This window comes from Bacteroidota bacterium, assembly GCA_008933805.1.
GTDB lineage: Bacteria > Bacteroidota > Bacteroidia > UBA8524 > UBA8524 > SB11.
Map to the genome: position 1 here is coordinate 190,203 of WBUH01000001.1, position 21,417 is coordinate 211,619.

21 protein-coding genes are annotated in these 21,417 nt (G+C 40.9%); 10 read left to right on the forward strand and 11 right to left on the reverse strand.

Going from position 1 to position 21,417, the window contains the following annotated elements:
• Positions 1–52 precede the first annotated feature (52 nt).
• From F9K23_00975 to F9K23_00985, 3 genes are all read right to left on the reverse strand, one after another.
• Positions 53–1,714, reverse strand: a complete 1,662-nt coding sequence (locus F9K23_00975; protein ID KAB2918741.1) for a S8 family serine peptidase — start codon at positions 1,712–1,714, stop codon at positions 53–55.
• Positions 1,715–1,886: 172 nt separating this feature from the next.
• Complete coding sequence (gene cwsA, locus F9K23_00980; GenBank protein ID KAB2918742.1) at positions 1,887–3,284, reverse strand: cell wall synthesis protein CwsA; 1,398 nt, start codon at positions 3,282–3,284, stop codon at positions 1,887–1,889.
• A 34-nt stretch (positions 3,285–3,318) separates the two neighbouring features.
• Complete coding sequence (locus F9K23_00985) at positions 3,319–3,876, reverse strand: sigma-70 family RNA polymerase sigma factor (protein ID KAB2918973.1); 558 nt, start codon at positions 3,874–3,876, stop codon at positions 3,319–3,321.
• A 104-nt stretch (positions 3,877–3,980) separates the two neighbouring features.
• Between F9K23_00985 and F9K23_00990 the strand changes: the two genes are divergently transcribed.
• The gene (locus F9K23_00990) at positions 3,981–4,829 is read left to right on the forward strand and encodes a DUF4625 domain-containing protein (GenBank protein KAB2918743.1); all 849 of its coding nucleotides are present in this window, start codon (positions 3,981–3,983) and stop codon (positions 4,827–4,829) included.
• Between the two features lie 53 nt (positions 4,830–4,882).
• Here the strand turns inward: F9K23_00990 and F9K23_00995 are convergent, their stop codons facing one another.
• From F9K23_00995 to F9K23_01005, 3 genes are read right to left on the reverse strand one after another with little or no spacing between them, the layout of a single operon-like run.
• A complete protein-coding gene (locus F9K23_00995; GenBank protein KAB2918744.1) occupies positions 4,883–5,314 on the reverse strand; it encodes a transcriptional repressor in 432 nt (143 codons plus the stop codon).
• A gap of 36 nt (positions 5,315–5,350) precedes the next feature.
• On the reverse strand, positions 5,351–5,809 hold the full coding sequence (locus tag F9K23_01000) for a hypothetical protein (GenBank protein KAB2918745.1): 459 nt from the start codon (positions 5,807–5,809) through the stop codon (positions 5,351–5,353).
• 36 nt (positions 5,810–5,845) lie between these two features.
• The gene (locus F9K23_01005; protein ID KAB2918746.1) at positions 5,846–7,147 is read right to left on the reverse strand and encodes an NACHT domain-containing protein; all 1,302 of its coding nucleotides are present in this window, start codon (positions 7,145–7,147) and stop codon (positions 5,846–5,848) included.
• Between the two features lie 101 nt (positions 7,148–7,248).
• Between F9K23_01005 and hutU the strand changes: the two genes are divergently transcribed.
• The gene (gene hutU, locus F9K23_01010) at positions 7,249–8,925 is read left to right on the forward strand and encodes a urocanate hydratase (GenBank protein ID KAB2918747.1); all 1,677 of its coding nucleotides are present in this window, start codon (positions 7,249–7,251) and stop codon (positions 8,923–8,925) included.
• A 31-nt stretch (positions 8,926–8,956) separates the two neighbouring features.
• Entirely contained in the window at positions 8,957–9,511 is a 555-nt protein-coding gene (locus F9K23_01015; GenBank protein ID KAB2918748.1) for a hypothetical protein, read from the forward strand.
• A gap of 6 nt (positions 9,512–9,517) precedes the next feature.
• Here F9K23_01015 and F9K23_01020 read toward each other — a convergent pair whose 3' ends face one another.
• Positions 9,518–10,063 carry a hypothetical protein gene (locus F9K23_01020; GenBank protein ID KAB2918749.1) on the reverse strand — a complete coding sequence of 182 codons (546 nt, stop codon included), beginning with the start codon at positions 10,061–10,063 and terminating at the stop codon, positions 9,518–9,520.
• 15 nt (positions 10,064–10,078) lie between these two features.
• Here F9K23_01020 and chrA point away from each other — a divergent pair, with 15 nt between their 5' ends.
• The 7 genes from chrA to F9K23_01055 all read left to right on the forward strand — a co-directional run bounded on the left by chrA (position 10,079) and on the right by F9K23_01055 (position 15,513).
• Entirely contained in the window at positions 10,079–11,332 is a 1,254-nt protein-coding gene (gene chrA / locus F9K23_01025) for a chromate efflux transporter (GenBank protein ID KAB2918750.1), read from the forward strand.
• Positions 11,333–11,370: 38 nt separating this feature from the next.
• Complete coding sequence (locus tag F9K23_01030; GenBank protein ID KAB2918751.1) at positions 11,371–12,033, forward strand: carboxypeptidase-like regulatory domain-containing protein; 663 nt, start codon at positions 11,371–11,373, stop codon at positions 12,031–12,033.
• Positions 12,034–12,066: 33 nt separating this feature from the next.
• A complete protein-coding gene (locus F9K23_01035) occupies positions 12,067–12,435 on the forward strand; it encodes a hypothetical protein (protein KAB2918752.1) in 369 nt (122 codons plus the stop codon).
• Positions 12,436–12,602: 167 nt separating this feature from the next.
• A complete protein-coding gene (menA, locus tag F9K23_01040; GenBank protein KAB2918753.1) occupies positions 12,603–13,511 on the forward strand; it encodes a 1,4-dihydroxy-2-naphthoate octaprenyltransferase in 909 nt (302 codons plus the stop codon).
• Positions 13,512–13,515: 4 nt separating this feature from the next.
• Positions 13,516–14,559, forward strand: a complete 1,044-nt coding sequence (locus F9K23_01045; protein ID KAB2918754.1) for an o-succinylbenzoate synthase — start codon at positions 13,516–13,518, stop codon at positions 14,557–14,559.
• 29 nt (positions 14,560–14,588) lie between these two features.
• A complete protein-coding gene (locus F9K23_01050) occupies positions 14,589–14,963 on the forward strand; it encodes a TerB family tellurite resistance protein (GenBank protein KAB2918755.1) in 375 nt (124 codons plus the stop codon).
• A gap of 127 nt (positions 14,964–15,090) precedes the next feature.
• Complete coding sequence (locus F9K23_01055) at positions 15,091–15,513, forward strand: hypothetical protein (GenBank protein ID KAB2918756.1); 423 nt, start codon at positions 15,091–15,093, stop codon at positions 15,511–15,513.
• On the opposite strand, the gene F9K23_01060 is transcribed toward F9K23_01055, so the two are convergent.
• From F9K23_01060 to ppk1, 4 genes are all read right to left on the reverse strand, one after another.
• Entirely contained in the window at positions 15,510–16,748 is a 1,239-nt protein-coding gene (locus F9K23_01060; protein ID KAB2918757.1) for a WD40 repeat domain-containing protein, read from the reverse strand. The genes F9K23_01055 and F9K23_01060 overlap by 4 nt on opposite strands.
• A 170-nt stretch (positions 16,749–16,918) precedes the next feature.
• Positions 16,919–18,253, reverse strand: a complete 1,335-nt coding sequence (locus F9K23_01065; protein ID KAB2918758.1) for an ABC transporter permease — start codon at positions 18,251–18,253, stop codon at positions 16,919–16,921.
• Positions 18,250–19,167: an ABC transporter ATP-binding protein gene (locus F9K23_01070; protein ID KAB2918759.1), complete on the reverse strand. Its 918-nt coding sequence runs from the start codon at positions 19,165–19,167 to the stop codon at positions 18,250–18,252. The genes F9K23_01065 and F9K23_01070 overlap by 4 nt, the downstream gene beginning before the upstream one ends.
• A 114-nt stretch (positions 19,168–19,281) precedes the next feature.
• The gene (ppk1, locus tag F9K23_01075) at positions 19,282–21,408 is read right to left on the reverse strand and encodes a polyphosphate kinase 1 (GenBank protein ID KAB2918760.1); all 2,127 of its coding nucleotides are present in this window, start codon (positions 21,406–21,408) and stop codon (positions 19,282–19,284) included.
• Positions 21,409–21,417 lie beyond the last annotated feature (9 nt).

Genomic DNA, 21,417 nt, shown 5'->3' on the forward strand with positions numbered 1-21,417 from the left:
AAAGAATGCTGAAAAGTTTAAATACGACTGAAGGAAAAAATTACCGATAGAATTAGCGGTTTACCAGCAAACGGGTTTGATAATAGGCTGTTCCGTTGCTTACAGAAATGTTGTAAATGCCTTGGGGAAGCTCAGTAACGTTGATGTACTGATTACTTTGTGCAATTGTTTGTTGTGCTACCAATACCCCTGAAACATTAAATATTGATACCTGAAGGGCATCGCCGCTATTTGACAAAGACTCGAAGGGAAGTGTGATAGATGTATTAGCTGGGTTCGGATATACTGTAAAATCACCTGTGGGACTCACCACTGAAACAGAGGTTAAGTGACCCGTGTAGTTAATACTCTTATCAACATTGATCCTGCCTGCACCCAAACGGCCTTCAAAATTGGGGTTTTGAGCGGAAATATTATCACAGGTTTCCTTCAATATGCGTTCAATGAAAGGTTTCCAGTCTGGGTTTTGAGAAATTAACAAACCGATTAAGCTGGAAACAATCGGAGCAGCCATTGAAGTACCCGTCATATTATCGTAGGCGTAATCGCTGTTTGCAACGGTGCTGTATATGTTATGGCCGGGAGCCATCACATCTACATAACTTCCGAAACTTGATGTTCTGTATTTCTTATCGTTTTGGTCTGTGGCACCTACTGCAATTACACCATTTAGCGCAGCAGGGTAAAAATCATCTACCGTGTAATTGGGATTATCAGTGCCATAATTACCGGCGGCAGCAACAACAATTATATTGTTTTTGCGGGCTTCGTTAATAGCTTTTGAAAGTTCTTCACTCCAAATATTTGTGCCCCATGAGCAGTTGATAATATCAACCCCCTTGGCTATAGCATAATAAATGCCTTCGATATAATGAGTCAGATTGAAAGGATTTTGTATTGCATCAGCATCTCTTACTGCTTTTACGCAAAGTATACGGTTGTTGATGCCCAGCGAAGTGATGCCAATATTGTTGTCGGCAGCACCTAAAATACCTGCAATGTGGGTTCCATGATTACCAAATGATTTTGGCAACCTTTCTCCATCAGGTCCTGACGGACGGGTAGGAGGCATGGGGTTATTGTCGTTATCCGCAACATCCCACCCATAGATATCATCAATGTAGCCGTTATTATCATCGTCTCTTCCTGATGAAGCTACGGCATTAAAACGCTTGTCCTCGTCAGAAAGCATTATTTTTGTCCACAAGTCTTCATGGGTGTACCTAACCCCGTCATCAATTACAGCGATGTCTATTTCGAAGCCTGAACGCTGAAAACCCGTCCACGACATTTTTATGGTTTTAAAATACCACTGTTTGCTTTCGTCGTAATCGGCAGGGACGTATTGTTGATATGCAACAGGAATACGTTCGGCGTGCTCCACTTCATCGTGGGTATTAAGGGCTTTTATCAATCCTTCTATATCCGAACCTTCTTTTAGTGTTACCCTGTAAAGTTCTTTGGTACTTTCTACCGAACTGGGGAAAGGGTTTATCATCTTTTCACCCCCGTATGATTTTATCAGTTCCCAAACTGATTTACCCGTATGCGGATGATTTGGGTTGGGGATGTATGCTGTAGCCTCTTGTACCACCCCTTTGGCTAAACGAACAAACAACTCATTGCTCACATATACTTGTTGCTGCGTAACCTGAGCATTTGCCCAAGTGCATAGCGCAACTAGCAGTGTGAGGACGGTGAGTGATTTTTTCATTTGTTCGTTAACTAGACGATATATCAAAGTTAAACATTGGTTACCGAATAAAAAAATTTATTCATCGAATTTTTGTAGGAGAATGCGAAAAGAAAAAATCCCCGCAAGCATCACTGCAGCGGGGATTTACACCTAACCAATGAAAAAAATTATTTGTTGACTTGTATCTTTTTTAAAAACTAAAAGCAAGAGCTACGTTACCACCTATCGACCATGGGCGAACATCTACATGAGTTTCTTTTGTCGCAGATGAAGTAACTGCCCTGCGGTAGTTAAATCCGGCTAAAGCGCGCCAGTTTTTGCTGATATTGTAATGCAAACCTGCATTAGCCGAAACCATCACGTAGTTTTGGAAGTAGTTTGTGTTTGAACTGCTTGATGGAATGAATGCATTGCCAAATTGGGGTTCGTATAAATAATAATTGTAGTTATTAAGTATGTTGTAGGCTGCACCCGCAGATACGTTGAAACCCCAGTATTTGTTTATGTCTTGCATAAAACCAACTTCAAGCGGAATTTGTATGTAATTGTAGCTGTTTTGATGCGCAGTTGTAGTACCTACTGCAACGCTATCAACTTTATTTCCATATATGGGATCGTTTTGGTTACCTTGCTGGTTCTTGCGACGGTGTATATCGTATTTTACTATTTCAGTGGTGTTGTAAATATTTACCCCTGATTTGATAAATACGTTTTTCGATACCATGTAGCCCATTTGTATGCCATAAGTAGTGGCGATACCGCTATGCTCATACTTGTTGCGCTCAGCGGCTGAGGCCCAACCAAATGTTGGTTTTACATCGGTTGCTGTACGGTTGTTTTGTGCATAACCATATACAGCGCCAATAAACCATTTGTTATATTTTGCTTTGGTATCTTTATCAGTGGTGTTGCCTTTACCCTTTTCAGTGTCCTTTTCTTCAAGATTCTCCTCTGTTTCAGCAGCAGGTGTAGTTGGTTCTTCAATAGTGCTGTTATTGTCATCAACTATTGGTGCTTGAGTGTTTTCAGGAGCTAAAGGTTCTTGTTGGGTTTCAACAGGTGCTGCCTCAACAGTGGTGGGTCGGTCTTCAGTTGTCGCAGGTACAACGGCAGGAGAATTTTCTGCTGCGGGTGTTGTATTGCGGGGAATTGAGTTTCCGTTATTCCTACCATTGTTTCTTCCGTTGCCGGTTCCGTTCGATGTAGTAGCATCGTAAGTAATAGGCGCAGGTGTTGCAACATCCGTTGTTGCAGGTGCAGCGGTTTCTTGGGGCACTTGTGTATTGCCTGCTTCGCTTTGTGCAGGGGCAGGTGAGCTAATCACTGCAGGTTGTTGTGCCATTTGAGGCTGCTCGTTGTTATTTACCAATGTAAATGTAACAATGCCGCTGGCCAGCACTACTACCGCCACCGACGAGAACCACCATAGGAAACGCTTTTTGCGTTGTGTTTCCTTTTGGTCCATTTCGTGGTGAATACGGTCCCAAAGGCTATCCGATAGTTCCGGTTCGAAGTTATCAATCCGCTGGCGCAGTTTGTTCTTCAAACCTTCTCCTTCGCTGTATTCGTTTAAATTAACAATTTTCATCGTTCTGTTTGTTTATGGTCGCCAATTCAGTGCCTTAAACTATATTATGTTTTAAAAAAAAATTTCGTTCGCTGTTTTTCAACATCGTTTGCAGCAAGGTGCGTGCCCTTGCGTACTGTGATTTTGAAGTACCTACTGATATGCCCAATTGCTCTGCAATTTCTGCATGGCTAAAGCCTTCAATTGCAAATAGGGTAAATACCATTCTTCCGCCTTCAGGCAACCTTTGTATGGCACCCACAATATCTTCAGTAGCAAATTTGTCAATATCAAGGGTCGATACTTTGTGTTCGGCCTCATCAACATCCACTTCTATGTATTTTATCCGCTTCATTTTGCGGTAGTAATCGGTGGCTGTGTTTACAATTATGCGGCGTATCCATCCTTCAAAGCTGCCCACAGGTTTATAGTTTTTAAGGTTCTCAAAAATCTTTATAAACCCTTCCTGCAAAATATTCTCAGCCTCATATCTGTCTCTTGCATAACACAAACACACCGATAGCATTTTGCGTGCATACCTGTCGTACAAATGTTTTTGGTACAACCTGTCGTTATTCACGCATCCTTTTATCAGTTCGGTTTCGCTTATCATAGCTAAGGGCAGTGTGTTTAATGTATCAAACGCCATTTTGCAAAGGCGGGTTGTAATTAGCGATAAAAAATTTAAAGATAAGTGCTAAAACTATCTTTAGCACAATGCTGTCAATGATTTACAAAAGGAAATATTTATTTGCAACAATGTTGCATTTGATTATATTTGCAACGATGTTTCATAAAACCAAAATCATGAAAAGACTACCAATACTTGTTATGGCCTTAGGGCTGGTATTACTAAACGCTTGTAGTAAGGGTGATGACGATAAAGATACTACAAAACCTGTGATTAAACTTTCAGAGCCTACAAGCGGTGACGTGTTTGTTTCAGGGGAGAAGATGAACGTATCAGTTGCGTTTGAAGACAACAAAGAGCTGAGCCAATACAAGATTGAAATACACGATGATTTTGACAGACATGCACACCTTAAAACAGGGTCGCCGGCATTTACGTTTACCAAAATTGTTGCAATATCAAGTAATGGCAGTTATCACTTTACGATAGATATACCGGCTGATGTGGCTGCGGGGCCTTATCATTTCATCGTTAATGCCTTGGATAAGGCCGGAAACGAGGCTGATTTTGCCGAGGCTGAGTTTACCATCAAAAATTCATTGGACTCTATTGCGCCAACGTTAAACATTACCGCTTCGCCAAGCCCTGCCGGGGGGGTGATAAACTTGCAGGGTGCTGCAAAAACCATCACACTAAACGGAACAGCGGGTGATAATGAATCAGTAAAAAGCTACGAAGTGAAGCTGATACACAAGGCAAGTAAAGTTAATTATATAGATAAAGACGGTACTATCAGCGGGACATCGGCCAATATAAGCGAGACAATTACTTTTGACGATGCTTGGCCTGATGGTGATTACTTGCTGGTAGTGGAAGTTTATGACTTAAAAAATAACCGCACCGAGGTGGAGTTTGATGTGATGCGAATGAAATAAGGCTGAGGTTTATACTTTGTAGAGCTGTTCCAAATTGGGGCAGCTTTTTTTGTTTACGCCGAGGCGCACTGAGCGCAAACACCTGTCACTACCAAATCGGCTGTTTTGATTGAATAACCGACCGGAACTTCAAATTTCGGTACGGTGTAATGGTCTAAACATTCAATTTTTTGGCAATTAGTGCATTTAAAATGGATGTGCTCGTCGTGGTGGGCGTGAACATCACAGTTATCGCACAATGCGTATTGGGTGGCACCGCTGTCGTCGGGTATTTTGTGCAAAATACCGCTCTCAAGAAACGAGTGCAGCGTGCGGTAAATAGTTACCCTGTCAAACTCTTTACCCAAGTTAGCCTCAAGGTCGGTTTGGGTAAGGGCGCGCTTATAAGCAATAAACTCAGCCAATACCTTAATACGGGTATCAGTTACCCGCAACTTGTGGTTGCGTAGTGTGTGGAGTACATGTTCTGTTTGTGTTTCGGCCACAGGTTACAAAGATATTAAATAGAAACCTACTTATGTTTATAACCCAATTAAGTTTTGAGCAATGCTATCAAGTCGTTTCGAATCCAATTTTAGATTATCAATAAGACTAGTTAAGTTAGAATAAAATTTTAACACTTCACTTTTTAATTCTAATTCCTCCAAGACAAACTCTAATTCATCATAATCTAGATGATAATGAAAACTAATCATATTAGTTTCAGCCTTGGAAAACTTGCTTATTAAATAATTTGTAACATTAGGGCGAGAATATGCAATATAAAAATCACCATACCGAATCGACATATTAAATACTTCTAATATTTCTTCTTGCAATCTAAGTCCATTCATTGAAGAAGTTAATTCGATAAACTCCGAACCATTAGCTTCAAGGGTGGATGATAAGTTTAAATATTCATAAAAATTTTTAACAACATCGGGTTTCTCTTTGGAAGATTTAATTGCAAATTGAGTTTCACTTAAAACAGGGATAAACAAATTATCAATAATGTTCTTTTCATCAAGCTCATAACACTAGGAAAGAAAATTGCTGATTTCTGCCCCATCTATTTTAGCTATTTTTTCTGAATATATTCGTTGTTTAATTTCATCTGATTGCTTACTAATTAGTGCCGCAGCAAAATACTCCTGTAGTGAACGATGAGGGAATTTAAGTTCCAATCCATCTTGCACTAAGATAGACATATTCACTTTTAAATCATACAAAAAATCATCATCATTGAATTTAAAACCAAGTTGAGTTTTGATTTTCTTGATTAAATCATTAAAATAGGGTTCATCAAAAGAAAAAAATTCATCAAAAAAGCTTGCATAAGAAAACCAACATAATGTTATTTCAATTTCCTCTCTGCTTAATTTACTTTTTAAGTCATGAAGATAGCTATCGCCTTTTGTTATACTATCATGTTTAGTAAATAGTGTGTCGATAACATTTTGATAAAATTTTGATTTTGTTTTTGGCAATTCAGGATTATATCTGTAGACAAATATAAACATTGATAGGAGAAGGGGATTTTTAAGAAAATGTAAAAACTGGTTGTTTTCTACCTTGAAAACGTCCTCAAGTATTTTATTCTTTGAAACCGTTCCGTTCATTAATTTGACCTGTTGAGTTATAAATAAAGCTATTTGTTGATTGTCAAGTGAATCAACGATCCAGTTATTGAATCTCTTTATTCTTTCAGCATTTGTACCAGGTCGTGTTGTAAGAACGAACTGATTTTTTGGGAACATGTCAACGAAGAATTCTATTTCATAAGCCACTTTGTCCACCTCTTCCGATGAGATTTCATCATAGCCATCTAACAGAAAAACAAATTGTCCATTTTCCAAGGACCGATTTAAAAAAGTATCATTTGATTTAATTTTGTTATTTAAAATAACCTCTTTGATATAAGTGCTCAAACTTAGTTTATGGTATTTGAGGTTTCGTAATTCTATTAGTAATGGGATTTTAAAGTTTTCTTTTATACAGCAATGGAAGATATTGACCATTAACATACTTTTACCTGAACCTGCAGCTCCAATAATTGTGATATAATTCTCTTTTTTCATTAGCCTGTAGCCATCAGTATGACTTTTGCTGCCAAACCAGTCACTACTCAATTTTAATGGGAAATAAATTTTTTCAAACTCAACAGTCTCATTTCTGAATAAAAATGTTTTCATTTGGGAATATTTAATTCTTTGATTTTCAAGGTAATTATGAATGCCGTCGTCAAGGAAATTGGCTAGCTCATCTTTCCCAGCCTTTAAAAGTGTCATCAGAAAAGATGATTTGGTATTCACGAAGTTTGCAATTTCTAATTCGGTCATATAAGTTAGCTTTCATCAAAACTACAAAAAGAGATACTATTTCATTCACTCGTGCTTCTCAATATTTAAACTATTTTTGCAGCCCATTGTTTTAGTGAAATATGATTAGCATTAACGATATTAAAACCCCTACAGGAAACACACTTACCTGCAAAGGCTGGGTGCAGGAAGCTGCCTTGCGTATGTTGATGAACAACCTTGACAGCGATGTGGCTGAACGTCCCGAAGACCTGATTGTGTACGGAGGATTGGGTAAGGCTGCCCGTAACTGGGAAAGCCTTGATTTGATAGTGAAGGCGTTGAAAGACCTGAACGAAGATGAAACTCTGCTGATACAAAGCGGTAAACCTGTTGGAATATTGCCTACCCATAAAGACGCTCCCCGTGTACTTATTTCAAACAGTATGCTGGTGCCCAAATGGGCTACTTGGGAGCATTTTAGGGAGTTGGATGCTAAAGGATTGATTATGTACGGCCAAATGACGGCCGGTAGCTGGATATACATCGGCTCGCAAGGGATTGTGCAAGGAACGTATGAAACCTTTGGAGAACTTGCCCGCCAACATTACGGAGGTACCTTAAAAGGTACTTTGAACGTTACTGCCGGACTTGGTGGTATGGGCGGTGCACAACCGCTTGCCATCACTATGAACGAAGGTGTTTGTTTAGCCGCTGAGGTAGAAGAATGGCGTATTCGCAAGCGTTTGCAAACCCGCTATTTGGATGTAATGACCCGCAACATTGACGAGGGTATAGATATGGCTCTTCGCGCTAAAGAAGAAGGTAAAGCCGTGTCTATTGGTGTGGTTGCCAATGCGGTAAACTTGTTGCAACGTATGCTTGAAAGGGGTGTAATTCCTGAAAGCCTTACCGACCAAACCAGTGCGCACGACCCGTTGATTGGTTACTATCCGCACACGATTGATGTAGAAGCGGCTGACCGTTTGCGCCGTGAAGACCCTGATAAATACATTAAACTTAGTTACGAGAGCATGGCTCGCCACGTGGAGTTGATGCTTGAGTTTCAGAAAAAGGGCAGCGTAACGTTCGATTACGGTAACAACCTGCGCGCCCGTGCGCTTGAACAAGGGGTGAAAAACGCGTTTGATTTTCCCGGTTTTGTGCCTGCGTTTATCCGTCCTCAGTTTTGTGAGGGCAGGGGGCCGTTCCGTTGGGCAGCTTTGTCAGGCGACCCTAATGATATTTACATAACCGATAAAGTAATTCTTGAGCTATTCCCCGAAAACGAAGGCTTGCACCGTTGGATAAAAATGGCGCAGGAAAAAATTGAGTTTCAGGGATTGCCTGCCCGTATTTGCTGGTTAGGTCAAGGGGAACGTGAAAAAGCAGGTATTGCCTTTAATAACTTGGTAAAAGAGGGTAAGGTAAAAGCACCGATTGTAATTGGTCGCGACCATTTGGATACCGGCTCGGTAGCATCGCCTAACCGCGAAACCGAAGCCATGATGGACGGTAGCGATGCGATTGCCGATTGGCCGATACTTAACTCATTAATTAATACCGCAGGCGGAGCCAGTTGGGTGAGCATTCACCACGGCGGCGGTGTGGGTATGGGTTATTCTATCCACGCAGGGATGGTAATTGTAGCCGATGGTACCGAAGACGCTGAACGCCGCTTGCACCGCGTGTTGCACAACGACCCTGCAATGGGTGTTATCCGTCATGCCGATGCAGGGTATGATATTGCTAAAGATACTGCCCGCAAACACCGTTTGGATATTAAAGAGCGGTTGTTAGGTAATGCAGCCGCAGAATAAAAAACACGATTTTATATTGTTGGTTAAGAATATGGCCAACAATATAAAATTACGCTTCTTACAACTGATACACTTTTCTAGCTTGAGCTACACTCCTGCCTATCCATATTCAGATGATGTAGACTTGAAAAGGGAACAAATTTGGACTAACCTTCAAAAAGGTATTTTCTTTGAGGACACAGGGGTGTTTGTTCCTTGGTATATTTCATTAGCTTTTCTTGATTGTCATGCCGAACGGAAAAATCACAGCGGAAACCAAAATAGGTGGTTTTTTGGTGGGCGTTCAATATTAGATGGTTATAAAAGCCGTCTCGAAGCCAAAATAGACGATTTTGGACGTTACAAAACTCAGTTTGTCGAGATTTCAGAGTTTCTTGGATTTGATTTTGAAGGTATGGAGCGATTCAATTTCCTGAAAAGCCATATCACTGAACTTTTAGGGGAACCCTCAAAACATGAGTCGGAAAGATTTGGCCAGTTTGATGTTGGGTATTATGAATGGGAAAATGGGAGGGTAACAATTAGCATAATAGGATTTGAACAGTTTGCTTGTAAATACTTTTTGACCATAGGTATTAAGAAGTAAATTTGTCTAACGTCGTTTATCACCCATATCCTCCATTACTTTTTTATAACGCCGCCAGCTAAGTTCAAGGTCGTAAACAGGTTTGGCAATCAGGTTGGCGTTTCTAAAATTAGCCTCGGCTTCTGCTTTTAATCGGTAGAACTCGGTTTTAAATTCATCGCGGGTTAGTTCCTGCTTCTTTACCCGTTCTTCAAGGTGTGCATATTGCTCGCGGTGCAATTTCAACATCGATGAATAGCTGAAAAACAAATCAATATAGTTTTGGTACACCACCTTAAACCCGTTAAACTCCACCTGCATTTTTTGGGCAACATCAAAGGCTGTGTCTTGCAGGCTCACGTACCAGGTATTCACCGTAGCTACACGCAGTTGCAATTCCTTTTCATCCACGTTCAAGGCCAAAGCAGTGGCCGTTAATATTTCATTCAAGCTATCCAGCCTTACTTTTTCACGGTCGTAATCCGTAATTGTTCCCTTACATCCTGTGCCTACCTGCACAAAAAACATCAATACAACGCCTATAATGGCCGTTTGGTAAAATTTAATCTTCACAAGCAGTATTAATTTATACTTTTGTCACACAATAGTTGGCTACCACCGTTGCAACCACCCGGCACCAAAGTACAGCATTTAAAAAAAATTATCTACTACAAAGATATTCTTATTCTGGCGCTCACTAGTGTTGGTGGTCCCGGTTCGCACATCGCATTTTTCATCAAACGGCTGGTAGAGGATAAACAGTACATCACCCAAAAAGAGTTTTTAGAGATTTATTCTTTTTGCCAAATACTACCCGGCCCTACGTCAACCCAAACTATTACGGCCATTGGTTACCGCTTGGGAGGTCCGTTGCGGGCGTTTATTACCCTGTTGATATGGGTATTGCCTGCTGCCATTTTAATGACTTTGCTTTCGGTGTTTTATGTGCAGTATAAAAACGCACAAATGCCCCGCGATTTTCTTAAATACCTGCAGCCTATGGCGGTGGGCTTTATAGTAGTTGCAGCCATTAAAATATTTAATCTTATCAAAGGTAAACGCCTAAATATATACCTGTATTTCGGGGCGGCTGTATTAGCGTCGGCGCAGTTGTTGGGGCCTTATGCGTTCCCGCTCATTATTGTTTTGGGAGGGGTGATAGCTTCGCGTTACAACAAACAGCCCGAAAAATACGTTAAACCCAAAATAAAAATCCGTTGGCGAAACCTCACCTACTTTTTAGCAGTCTTTATAGTCGCTGTGGTAGCAGGTGCCATTGTAAAGTTTACAGACGGCTACGAGGAAGCCAAGCCGATTTTGATTTTTGAAAACAGCTACCGTTTTGGTAGTTTGGTATTTGGTGGCGGAAATGTACTAATACCGATGATGTATGAACAATTTGTGGTGTTCAAGCATTATTTAACTGCGGATGAGTTTATAACCGGTGTGGGGTTTGTGCAGGCATTACCCGGTCCAGTGTTTAGTCTTTCAGCGTATACGGGCGGGATGATTTTGAAAGATTGGGGTGTGCAATGGCAACTGGTAGGCGGACTTATAGGCACTGTGGCTATATTTTTACCCGGTGCGCTGTTTATCATGTTTTTGTACCCTATTTGGAATAAGGTGAAAAAACATCCGCTGGTTACCAAAGCATTTGAGGGAATTTCGGCGGCATCGGCAGGACTGATTTTGGCGGCTGCCTATTTACTTTTTAAAGATATGCCGTATCAAGATTGGCATCACTTGGCAGTAATGGCGGCTACGGTATCATTATTGCTGTTTACAAAAGTGCCTTCGCCCTTGGTGGTGTTGGGTACTTTGGTACTCGGTTTTGTGTTTTAAAACGTTGGTTAAAGTATTAACTTTGTTGTATAACTATAATGCGTAATATCCTAATTAAAAGCATATTTCTAGTGTTGATGACAGCGACTTCTTTGTCGTATGTAAAGGCGCAAAAAAATAATGCTGACGACTCATTGGTTCAATTTTCAGGCTTGGTGATGAGTTCTGATAGTTTAATGGCGTTGAATGATGTGAACATACGTATCAAAGGTCATTTTTACGGAACTATCAGTAATGCATTAGGTATATTTACGTTAGTGGCTAAAAAAAGCGATACGGTTGTTTTTACCAGTATAGGCTATAAGCCCAAACAGTACATAGTTCCCCATAATCTTAGCAGTCGTCGTTACTCAATGGTGATTACCCTTGCTTCGGATACCTTTGTGGTAGATACGGTGTTTATCAAGCCTTTTATCAGCAATGCATTGCTGCCGCATTACTTTGCTACGGTAGATATACCCGAAGATGAAATGGAAGTTTTGGCAAGGCATAACCTTGAAGCTGAGTTTTTGAAACAACAAGCTATGGCATTGCCATCAGATGCTGCTGAAAATCAAGATTTCACTATACGTCAGGAAGCTGCAAAATATTACTATCAGGGACAAGCACCGCCTATAAATATTCTTAACCCCTTTGCTTGGGCGCAATTTATAAAGGCGTGGAAAAACGGGGATTTTAAAAACAAGAATAAAAAGAAGTAGCAGCCTTACATGGGGTGGCAGATTTTTACCTCAGTGGCAATTCTATTATTGAATTGTACAATAGCCATAAAACTTTACGGGGAGTTAATTGATTACAGGCGCAGTAACATAGCGGTTCTTGCGTTGAGTTTGCTGGTGTTTTTACTTTCTATTTTTGATGTTAGTACAGCTAATTTTTACGTAGAAAGGGCTGTAGCAATAGTACTACTATCTCTTTCCATTTTTGTTTTTTACTTGATGTCTAAGCTATGGCTATTACTAATAAAACCGATAGTCTTTGATTGGAATAAAGCGTTACTTAAAAAGTACTCTACAAAAGAAAAACCTACCCGTTATTTTAATGTTTTAGAATGGGTAGTAGTATTGTGGGTTAAGCGATTACCTGTTTTATGGTTTTTCTAATAACCTGCGTACAATTGATATTGGTAAGAGATTTCAACGCATTTTCTGAAACCGGTAAACCACTTTTTTAATGCGTGGTGTTATCAATCACACCACTTCAAATATGTCAAGCTCGCCTTCGTTGGTTTTAGCGTGAACAATAATCCCCAATACTTAACTTTGCCGCAATGGATATAAAACCTTGGTTGCAGGCTTTCAGGCTGCGTACCCTTCCGCTGGCAATCGGAGCTATTACAATGGGGGCATTTGCTGCAAACGTTGCAGGAGTATTTCGTGCCGATGTTTACGCCTTGTCCCTTTTAACGGCCATATTGTTGCAAATACTCTCAAACCTTGCCAACGATTACGGCGATTTTAAAAAAGGAACCGACAACGATAAGCGGGTAGGGCCAAAACGTGCTTTACAATCGGGTATTATCAGTGAAAAGGCCATGCTTAATGCGGTTATTCTGTTTTCAGTGGCTTGTCTTGTTAGCGGGCTGTTACTGCTGTGGGTTAGTTTCGGTACATTTGGTAATTGGCAAACCTGGGCCATGTTTGGAGTAGGATTGGCCGCTATTGCCGCTGCTATTAAATATACTGTTGGAAAAAGTGCCTATGGCTACAGCGGTTTGGGTGATGTGTTTGTATTTGTGTTTTTTGGTTTGGTATCGGTTGGGGGTACTTATTTTTTAATGGCAAAAACCGTTGATACACAGTTATTACTTCCCGCCACCTGTTTCGGGTGTTTAGCCGTTGGGGTGTTAAATATTAACAACCTGCGGGATATAACCAATGATAAGGCCAGTAACAAAATTACCCTTGCCGTGCGATTGGGCAGGGTGCGCACCCAATACTACCATTTGTTGCTGCTGTTAGTGTCTATTAATGCCATGTTTGCATTTTTCCGTCATAACGAGTCGGTAGTTATGTATGTAGCTAACCTTATATTGTTTATTCCCATTATTTTAAGTGGTTTCAGGGTGATGAAAAACAAACCCGGTGAAGAACCGTTGTTGAACAAAGAACTAAAGGCACTTTCATTAGGCTCGGCGTTATTGGCTGTGGGGCTGTTTACCGCCAGCTTTTTTATTTAACAAGATGAGATTAAACGCTACCGTTACCAAACATACGTTACAGTTTAAAACCCCTGCAAGAACTTCGCGAAACACGTTGCAGGATAAAACTTTATGGTTAATTCATCTTTCATATTTAGGGGCAATAGCTAAAGGGGTAGGAGAGTGTAGTCCGTTAAAAGGGTTGAGCGTGGACGACGTGGAAGGCTTTGAAGCCAAGTTGCACGAGGTAGCAGAGTTAATAAACGAAGGCCAACATCCGTTTGACTTGGGGCTTGAGCAATGGCCAAGCATCCGTTTCGGGATTGAAACAGCCATGCTTGACTTGAAGCACGGCGGTGTACGAAAGATTTTTGATACTCCTTTCTTCACTTCCCAACAAAAAATACCCATTAACGGGCTGGTATGGATGGCCGACCGACAAGATATGTTGCGCCAAGCCGAGGAAAAGATTGCAGCCGGTTTTGGGTGCGTGAAGTTTAAAGTAGGTGCTCTTGATTTTGACGAAGAGTGCCGTATGCTTGAAGACCTGCGTAGAAAGTACAGCGCATTTAAAGTAGAAATACGGTTGGATGCCAACGGAGCGTTTGACCCCGATACAGCACTTGAACAGTTAAAAGAGTTAAGCCGTTTTGAAATACACTCGATTGAACAACCCATTAAAACTAAACAGTGGGATAATATGGAGTCATTATGCGCCCAAAGTAAAATACCGATTGCTTTGGATGAGGAGTTGATTGGTATTGCGGCAGCTAATGAAGGGCTAAGTCTCTTAAAACACATCAAGCCTCAATACATTATCTTGAAACCGGGGCTTTTGGGAGGTTTTGATTACAGTAAGTTGTGGATTGAATTGGCTGAGAAAAGTAATATTGGCTGGTGGGTAACATCCGCCTTAGAAAGCAATGTAGGGTTGAATGCCATAGCGCAATTCACCTCGCAGTATCCTGTACAAATACCACAGGGATTGGGCACGGGTAGTTTGTATATAAACAACTTTGACAGCCCGCTCACTGTGCAGGCAGGCTATATCAATTATAACCCGCTAAAAAACTGGACAACAATTTAATTTTTGTTAGATTTGACACTGATTTAGATATGAGTACAAACTTTATAGCACGATTGAATAAGTGCGAAGCGGCTTTTCATTTATTGGTGTTACTTTCTTTGGCTGATGGGTCATCGGCTCCGAAGGAGAAAAAAATCATCCTCGATTTTTTGGAAAAGAATTTTGACGATGGTTTGGATTTAATTAAAGAGCAGGCGTTTTTAACTGCACTGCCTACTACCGAACATTTTAGTCATTTTGAAGAAGTAATAAATCGCTTTTATACCATCAGCAGCAAAGATGAACGCAACAAGATAGTTGAGTTTGCTATGAAGGTGGTAATGGCTGATAAAACAATGACTGCCGATGAGAATCGTTTAATAGATAAACTGTTTACCGCCTGGGATTTAAACAGGTGGTCGTAATCCCCATTACGTAAGGAAAATTCACTGTACCACACAAAGTGGTGTTGTATAATTTTACAGTTTTAATTGCTGTAAATGCCTATCTTAGTGTTTAATTTGGGCTTGAGTAATTCTTTTAAACCTTACGATGAAAAAAATCTTTACTACACTTTTTATCAGCGCAGTTGCTTGTTTTTCTGCTGTGGCACAAGATACGGCCAAACATATTTCGCAAGGCGATGCAGAAAAGTGGATTACCGGTAAATGGGTGGTTGAAAATAAAAAGCTGTTACCTGTGGTGGAAACAGGTATGACAGAATATTTGCGTGATACTATGGTGTTTGGTGCTGATAAGTCGTTTAAGAACACTTTAGGAGCAAGCCCTACTAAAGTTGTATGGGAGTTAAATGCCGCAGAAATGCTGTTGGTAATATTAAACGTACAAGAATTGGACGGGATAGAATACGAAGTGGCTTCAATAACTGAAAATCGCTTGGCAATTGTAACCATCAGTCCTCAAAGAACCGATTATATCGAGTTGGTTTATAAGAAAATTACCCCTGTAAATTAATTATTGCGCTCGTCTTTCAACGGGGCACCAATCGTTTTAGGTTTATCGCCATCTTTATTTGAAGGAGGTGCGTTATTACCCGGAGGGGTTGTTTGTTTCTTTTTCTCCTCTTCTTTTTTCAGTTTCTCTATCTTCTTTAATGAATCGGTGGCAGCCTTAGCAGAGTCGCGGTAGCGTTTCACAGAGTCTTTAAGGTATTGGATAGAGTCTTCCCTGAATTTTTTAAGCTTAGCCAGTTTAGCACTTTCAAGTTCTTGCCCGCTTTCCCACAAATACACCAAAAACTTTTTTGAGTCGGCTTCAAAGCTGTTTACCATACCTGCAGAAGCTACTTGGGTTACATCAGGTGACATGGCAACCGCGCTAACAGAGGTTACTCCTGCGCGGTACAAACGTATCAGTTTGCCTGTTTCAACGTCCCACAGTCGTACGGTTCCGTCCGTAGAGCCTGTAACTGCGTACTTTGAGTCTAGCGAAAAAGCCACAGAAGTTACTTTCCAATTGTGGCCTTCCAGTTTACGGATTGCCTTTCCTGTAAGTACGTCCCAAATGATGGCGGTTTTATCAGATGAACCTGAAAGAAGGTATTTATTGTTAAGCGCATAAGACAAAGAGTTTACCTCGTCGGTATGGCCGGTAAAGGTGGTTTTTACTTCACCCTTAAAATCAAGTTTTACAACTTCGGGAAGCTGGGTAGCTACAAAAATATCTGTACCCGTAATGTTTAGGGCAATGGCAAGCACAGGTTTGTCAAACTTTTTAAGGTTTTTTGATTCACCCTTTTTCTTCAAATCCCACAGCTTTACTATACCGTCAGCAGAGCCTGAATAGGCAAAACGAACTTTAGGGTCTAAAACAACTGTGTTTATAATGTTTTGGTGACCATAAAGGTTATACTTAAGTCCCCAAGCTGAATCCCAAATTTTAACGGAGTTATCGCGCGACCCGCTGATAATATACTTACTGTCGCGGCTGTATGCAAGGCAACTTACAGAAGCATCGTGTGCACGGAAATTTTTTACCTCTTCACCTGTTTTAGCATCCCAAATACGGATTGAACGATCCCATCCGCCTGATGCAATAAATTTACCGTCAGGTGAGTATACAATCGCTTCAATATCTTCTGCGTGGCCTTTAAGTGTCATCGTTGGGCGAGACAGGGTGTCTTGGGCGGCCAGCAAAAAAGTTGTACAGGAAAGAACGAACAAGCAGATAATCCGTATATTTTGCGTCATAAAAACTATAGTGTTTTTAAAATATTATGCAAGTTAAGCAATTTGTGTAACTACACTAATAAATAGCCGCAAGGTTTTAAAAAATGTGCATTAACTGATAATTTATCTTTTTAAAAATCAATAAAATGACATTTTAACGGGTATTTGGTGAATAATCATTCACCCTTATACTATCCCTTGTAACGCAACCATTTCCAAAGCTCTTTATAGGTTGGTTTTTTACCGTACATTAATATACCTGTGCGGTAAATACGTCCGGCAAACCATGTTGAACCTAAAAAGCCTCCTATCAGCAACAGCATAGATAATGCCAAATCCCACTCGTGGCCTTCAATAAACGGTAATCGAGCCATCATAGTAACAGGTGAGGTGAGGGGAATTATCGACATCCACCAAGCTAATGAACTGTGAGGGTCGTTGGTGATGCTGGATACAGAAACGATAAATGAAAACACGATGGGTATGGTGATAGGGAACATAAACTGCTGTGTATCAGTTTCGTTATCAACTGCTGAGCCTACGGCAGCAAACAGTGAGCTGTACATTAAATACCCGAATATGAAATAGAATAAGAAAATAAGCAGGTATTTAATAACCATAGCAGTTGAGATACCACTACCTATCATCATTTCGGCCATTTGTTCAGCCATTTCTACTTTATCAGGCTGCATACTGCCGGGCATGGTTTGCATTTGCTGGGTTGCTTCGGCAGCCCCTGAGACACCAAAAACAAGCGAAATGACAAATATTAACCCCGACCCTAATATAGCCCACATAATAAACTGGGTAAGGCCTACCATAGCAATACCTAATATTTTACCCATCATTAGTTGGAAGGGGCGAACGGTAGAGATTACCACCTCAACAATGCGGTTGGTTTTTTCTTCCATTACACCGCGCATTACCTGCACGCCGTATATAAACACAAACATGTACATTAGGAAGGTGAGGGCAAACCCAATACCCGTAAGTATTGCCGTTTCTGATTTTTTGGTTTCACCGCCCGAGTTTACCAACACATTCAAATTCACGTTCACATTAAGGCTGTCAATCTTTTCAGCACTTAGCCCGGCGTTTTGCATTCGCTTGCTTTTCAGTTCGTTTTCAATACTTCGACTGATGGATTGCTGAGTGCTTAGGCTGCTTTGCTCACGAGTAAATAATTGTACACCCACCGGCCGGTCGAGTGTAAACGACGGGGGGAAATATAAAATGCCGTAAAACGAGGTGGAGTCGAGGTTTTTACGGGCATCTTCAATTTTATCATCGGTATAGCCAAACAACACTTGTTTGTTGTTTTTTAGTTGGTTTTTCACCAGCCCGCTTTCATCAATTACTTGAATGAAATGCTCATTATCCTTTTCAGCTTCATTTACCATTACCCAAATAATAGCGCCGTAAAACAGTGCTATTAGTAATGGACCAAGAAGGGTCATAATGATAAAAGACTTCTTTTTTACCCTGCTCAGGTATTCACGTTGGGTTACAAGCCATATCTGTTTCATGCTGTTGCGGGGATTTCGTTGTTACTAACCAGTGAAATAAATATATCGTTAATAGTGGGCAGCAACTCACTGAACGAGTGTACCGAAGTAACGGGCAGCAATTGTTGCAAAAGGCGGTTGGGGTTGTTGTCTCCCTCAACACTAAAAATGGTTTTTTGCCTTCCGTCGGGCAGGGTTTCGTTACCTGTTACCGTATAGCCTGCTATTGTTTGGGGGTCAAATACATCGGTGATGGTTTCAAACAGGTTCTTTTTATACTGTTGTTTGATTTCCTGTAACTTGCCGTCTAACACTTTTTGAGAATTATTTATCAGCGCAATGTGGTCGCACATTTGCTCTACCGATTCCATACGGTGTGTAGACAGGATGATGGTTGCACCTTTTGAGCGTAGTTCAATAATCTCTTTGCGCACCAATTCAGCATTCACGGGGTCAAAACCTGTAAACGGTTCATCCAGTATTATCAGCTTAGGGTTGTGCAGTATGGTGATAATGAACTGTACTTTTTGCTGCATACCTTTTGAAAGGTCTTCAACCTTTTTGGTACGCCAAGAGTTAATGTCAAACTTATCAAACCAATGGTCGATTGCTTGTTTGGCTTCCGTGCGACTTAATCCCTTAAGACGGGCAAAGTACATAGCCTGCTCTTGTATCGGCATCTTTTTGTATAATCCGCGCTCCTCGGGCAGGTAGCCAATGGTGCCTATGTGAGAAGGCCCCAAGGGTTCTCCGTTAAAATATATGTGGCCCGAATCGGCACCGGTGATGCCGGTAATAATACGTATTAGCGAGGTTTTACCGGCTCCGTTGGGTCCCAGCAAACCGAATATACTACCTGAAGGCACTTCAAAACTTACCCCGTTAAGGGCGAGCTTTTCGGCATATTGCTTCACTACATTATCAATTTTTAGCATCGGCAAAAAGTGTTTGGGCAAAAGTATGTAAGGTAGCAAGTCGAGGGTATTGGTTTTTCGACCAATGGCTTGCTTTAGAAGATTATCGGGAAGAGTGCCTGAAGGATGTTGCTTTTAGCCCCAAGTGCTATTGCTCTTATCCAGCAGGTAAGTATATATCTCTTCTTGCGAGCGGATAACGGGTAATGAAAACGTGCGGAAACTGTTGTCGCTTTCACCATCAATGATGCGGGCCTTTACATTATCGCGCCATTGTATCTCCAAAATATCCTTTATTGATTTTAGTATTTTGGTGTCGAATATGGGAAAAGCCACCTCAATCCGTTTTTCAAGGTTACGTCCCATCCAATCGGCAGAAGCAAGGTAGCATTTTTCGGCTCCGTCGTTGCAGAACATATAGCAGCGGGTGTGCTCCAAAAACTTATCTACGATACTGATGATTTCAATGTTCTCGCTTAATTTGGGAATACCCGGTTTTAAACAGCAAATGCTGCGGATAATCATGCGGATTTTTACCCCCGCTTTTGATGCAGCATACAGTTTGTTTATCACATCCTCATCCACCAAGCTGTTCATTTTGGCAAATATCCATGCCTCCTTGCCTTTTTTGGCGTTGCGTATTTCGTTTTCAATCAAATGTAAGAACTCGTTTTTCATGTAAAACGGAGCTACCAACAAATGCTTAAATGTATAGTTGATACGCGGGAAATTATTGATGAAGCTAAATAGTTTTATGGCTTCGGAAGTGAGGCGTTTATCGGCAGTAAGCAAGCCCATATCGCAGTATAGGCGGGCTGTTACCCCGTTATAATTACCGGTTGAAAAGTGGGCGTAGTGTACAGTACGGCCATTTTCTTTACGGTAGATAACGCACACTTTTCCGTGTATTTTGTGGCTGGGTTTGCCAAACACTACTTTAGCGCCTTCTTCTTGCAAGCGTTGAGTCCAGTACAGGTTTGATTCTTCATCAAAACGGGCTTGTAATTCAATTACGGCCGTTACGTCTTTACCGTTTTTTACGGCATTAATCAACGCGTTGGCAATGTTTGAGTTACGGGCTACACGATACAAGGTGATTTTAATGGCCTGCACACCGGGGTCGATAGCCGCTTCGCGCAACATCCTTATCAGGTAATCAAAAGAGTGATAAGGGTGGTGCAGCATTATATCCCCTTCTTTTACAGCGTCGAAAATCATTTTTGATTTTTCGATACGCGGGATGGGTATCGGCTGTAGGGTAGGGTACTTATACTTTTCAAGTCCCGTGGTTGGAAAGTTCCCAAAATCTTTAAAGTTGTGGTAACGGCCGCCGGGTATTAGTCCGTGCGAGGGTAAGCGCAATTTGTTGATGATAAATTGCAGCATGTCTTCAGGAATTTCCCTGTCAAAAATAAACCTAACGGGAGCACCTCTTTGGCGTTGTTTAAGGCTTTTGGTGATTTTTTCAATCAACGGTTCGGCAATTACTGAATCCGCATCAATATCCAACTCAGCATCGCGGGTTAGTTTTACCGTATAAGCCTCAAATGTATCGTAATCAAAACTCGAGAATATTTCATCCAATGAGTTGCGTATTACATCGTCCAATAGAATGATGTAGGTATTCTCATCGGTTTTTTGCATCACGTAAAAGCGGCCAACTATATCGCTGGGTACTTCAATGATGGCATATTTTTGCCTTAAACTTCCATCTTTGCGGCTCATTTTTACTGCCAGATAAATAGATTTATCCCTTAAGAAGGGGAAATCGCGCAGATGGTCTAATATTATCGGGAATAGACTGGGCAATACCTGTGTTTTAAAGTATGCCCTTAGTTCATCACGTTGACGGTGGTTTAGCTGGGTTTCATCCAGTATAAAAACCTTTTGTTTCAGCAGCTCTTCCTTAATGTGGTCAAAGGTGCTGTTAAATATATCTTGTTGCTCTAAAACCGTTTGTTGTATAGTGTTAAGAAGCTCTTGGCTATCCGTCATGCCTTTAAGCTTATTGCGGCGTTGGTATTCTATCAGCCTTCGTAAGCTGGCCACACGCACCCTAAAAAACTCATCTAAATTTGATGAGAATATGGATAAAAATTTCAGTTTCTCAAGCAGCGGCACATTAGGGTCAACAGCTTCTTGCAACACACGCTCATTAAACGTAAGCCAGCTTAGTTCGCGGTTTTTTATCGTTTCAACAGGTTTTGCTGTTTCTTTTACTCTTTTTATAAGTGTTTTTATAACCTTCTTTTTCGCCGTCATAGCTCCCGT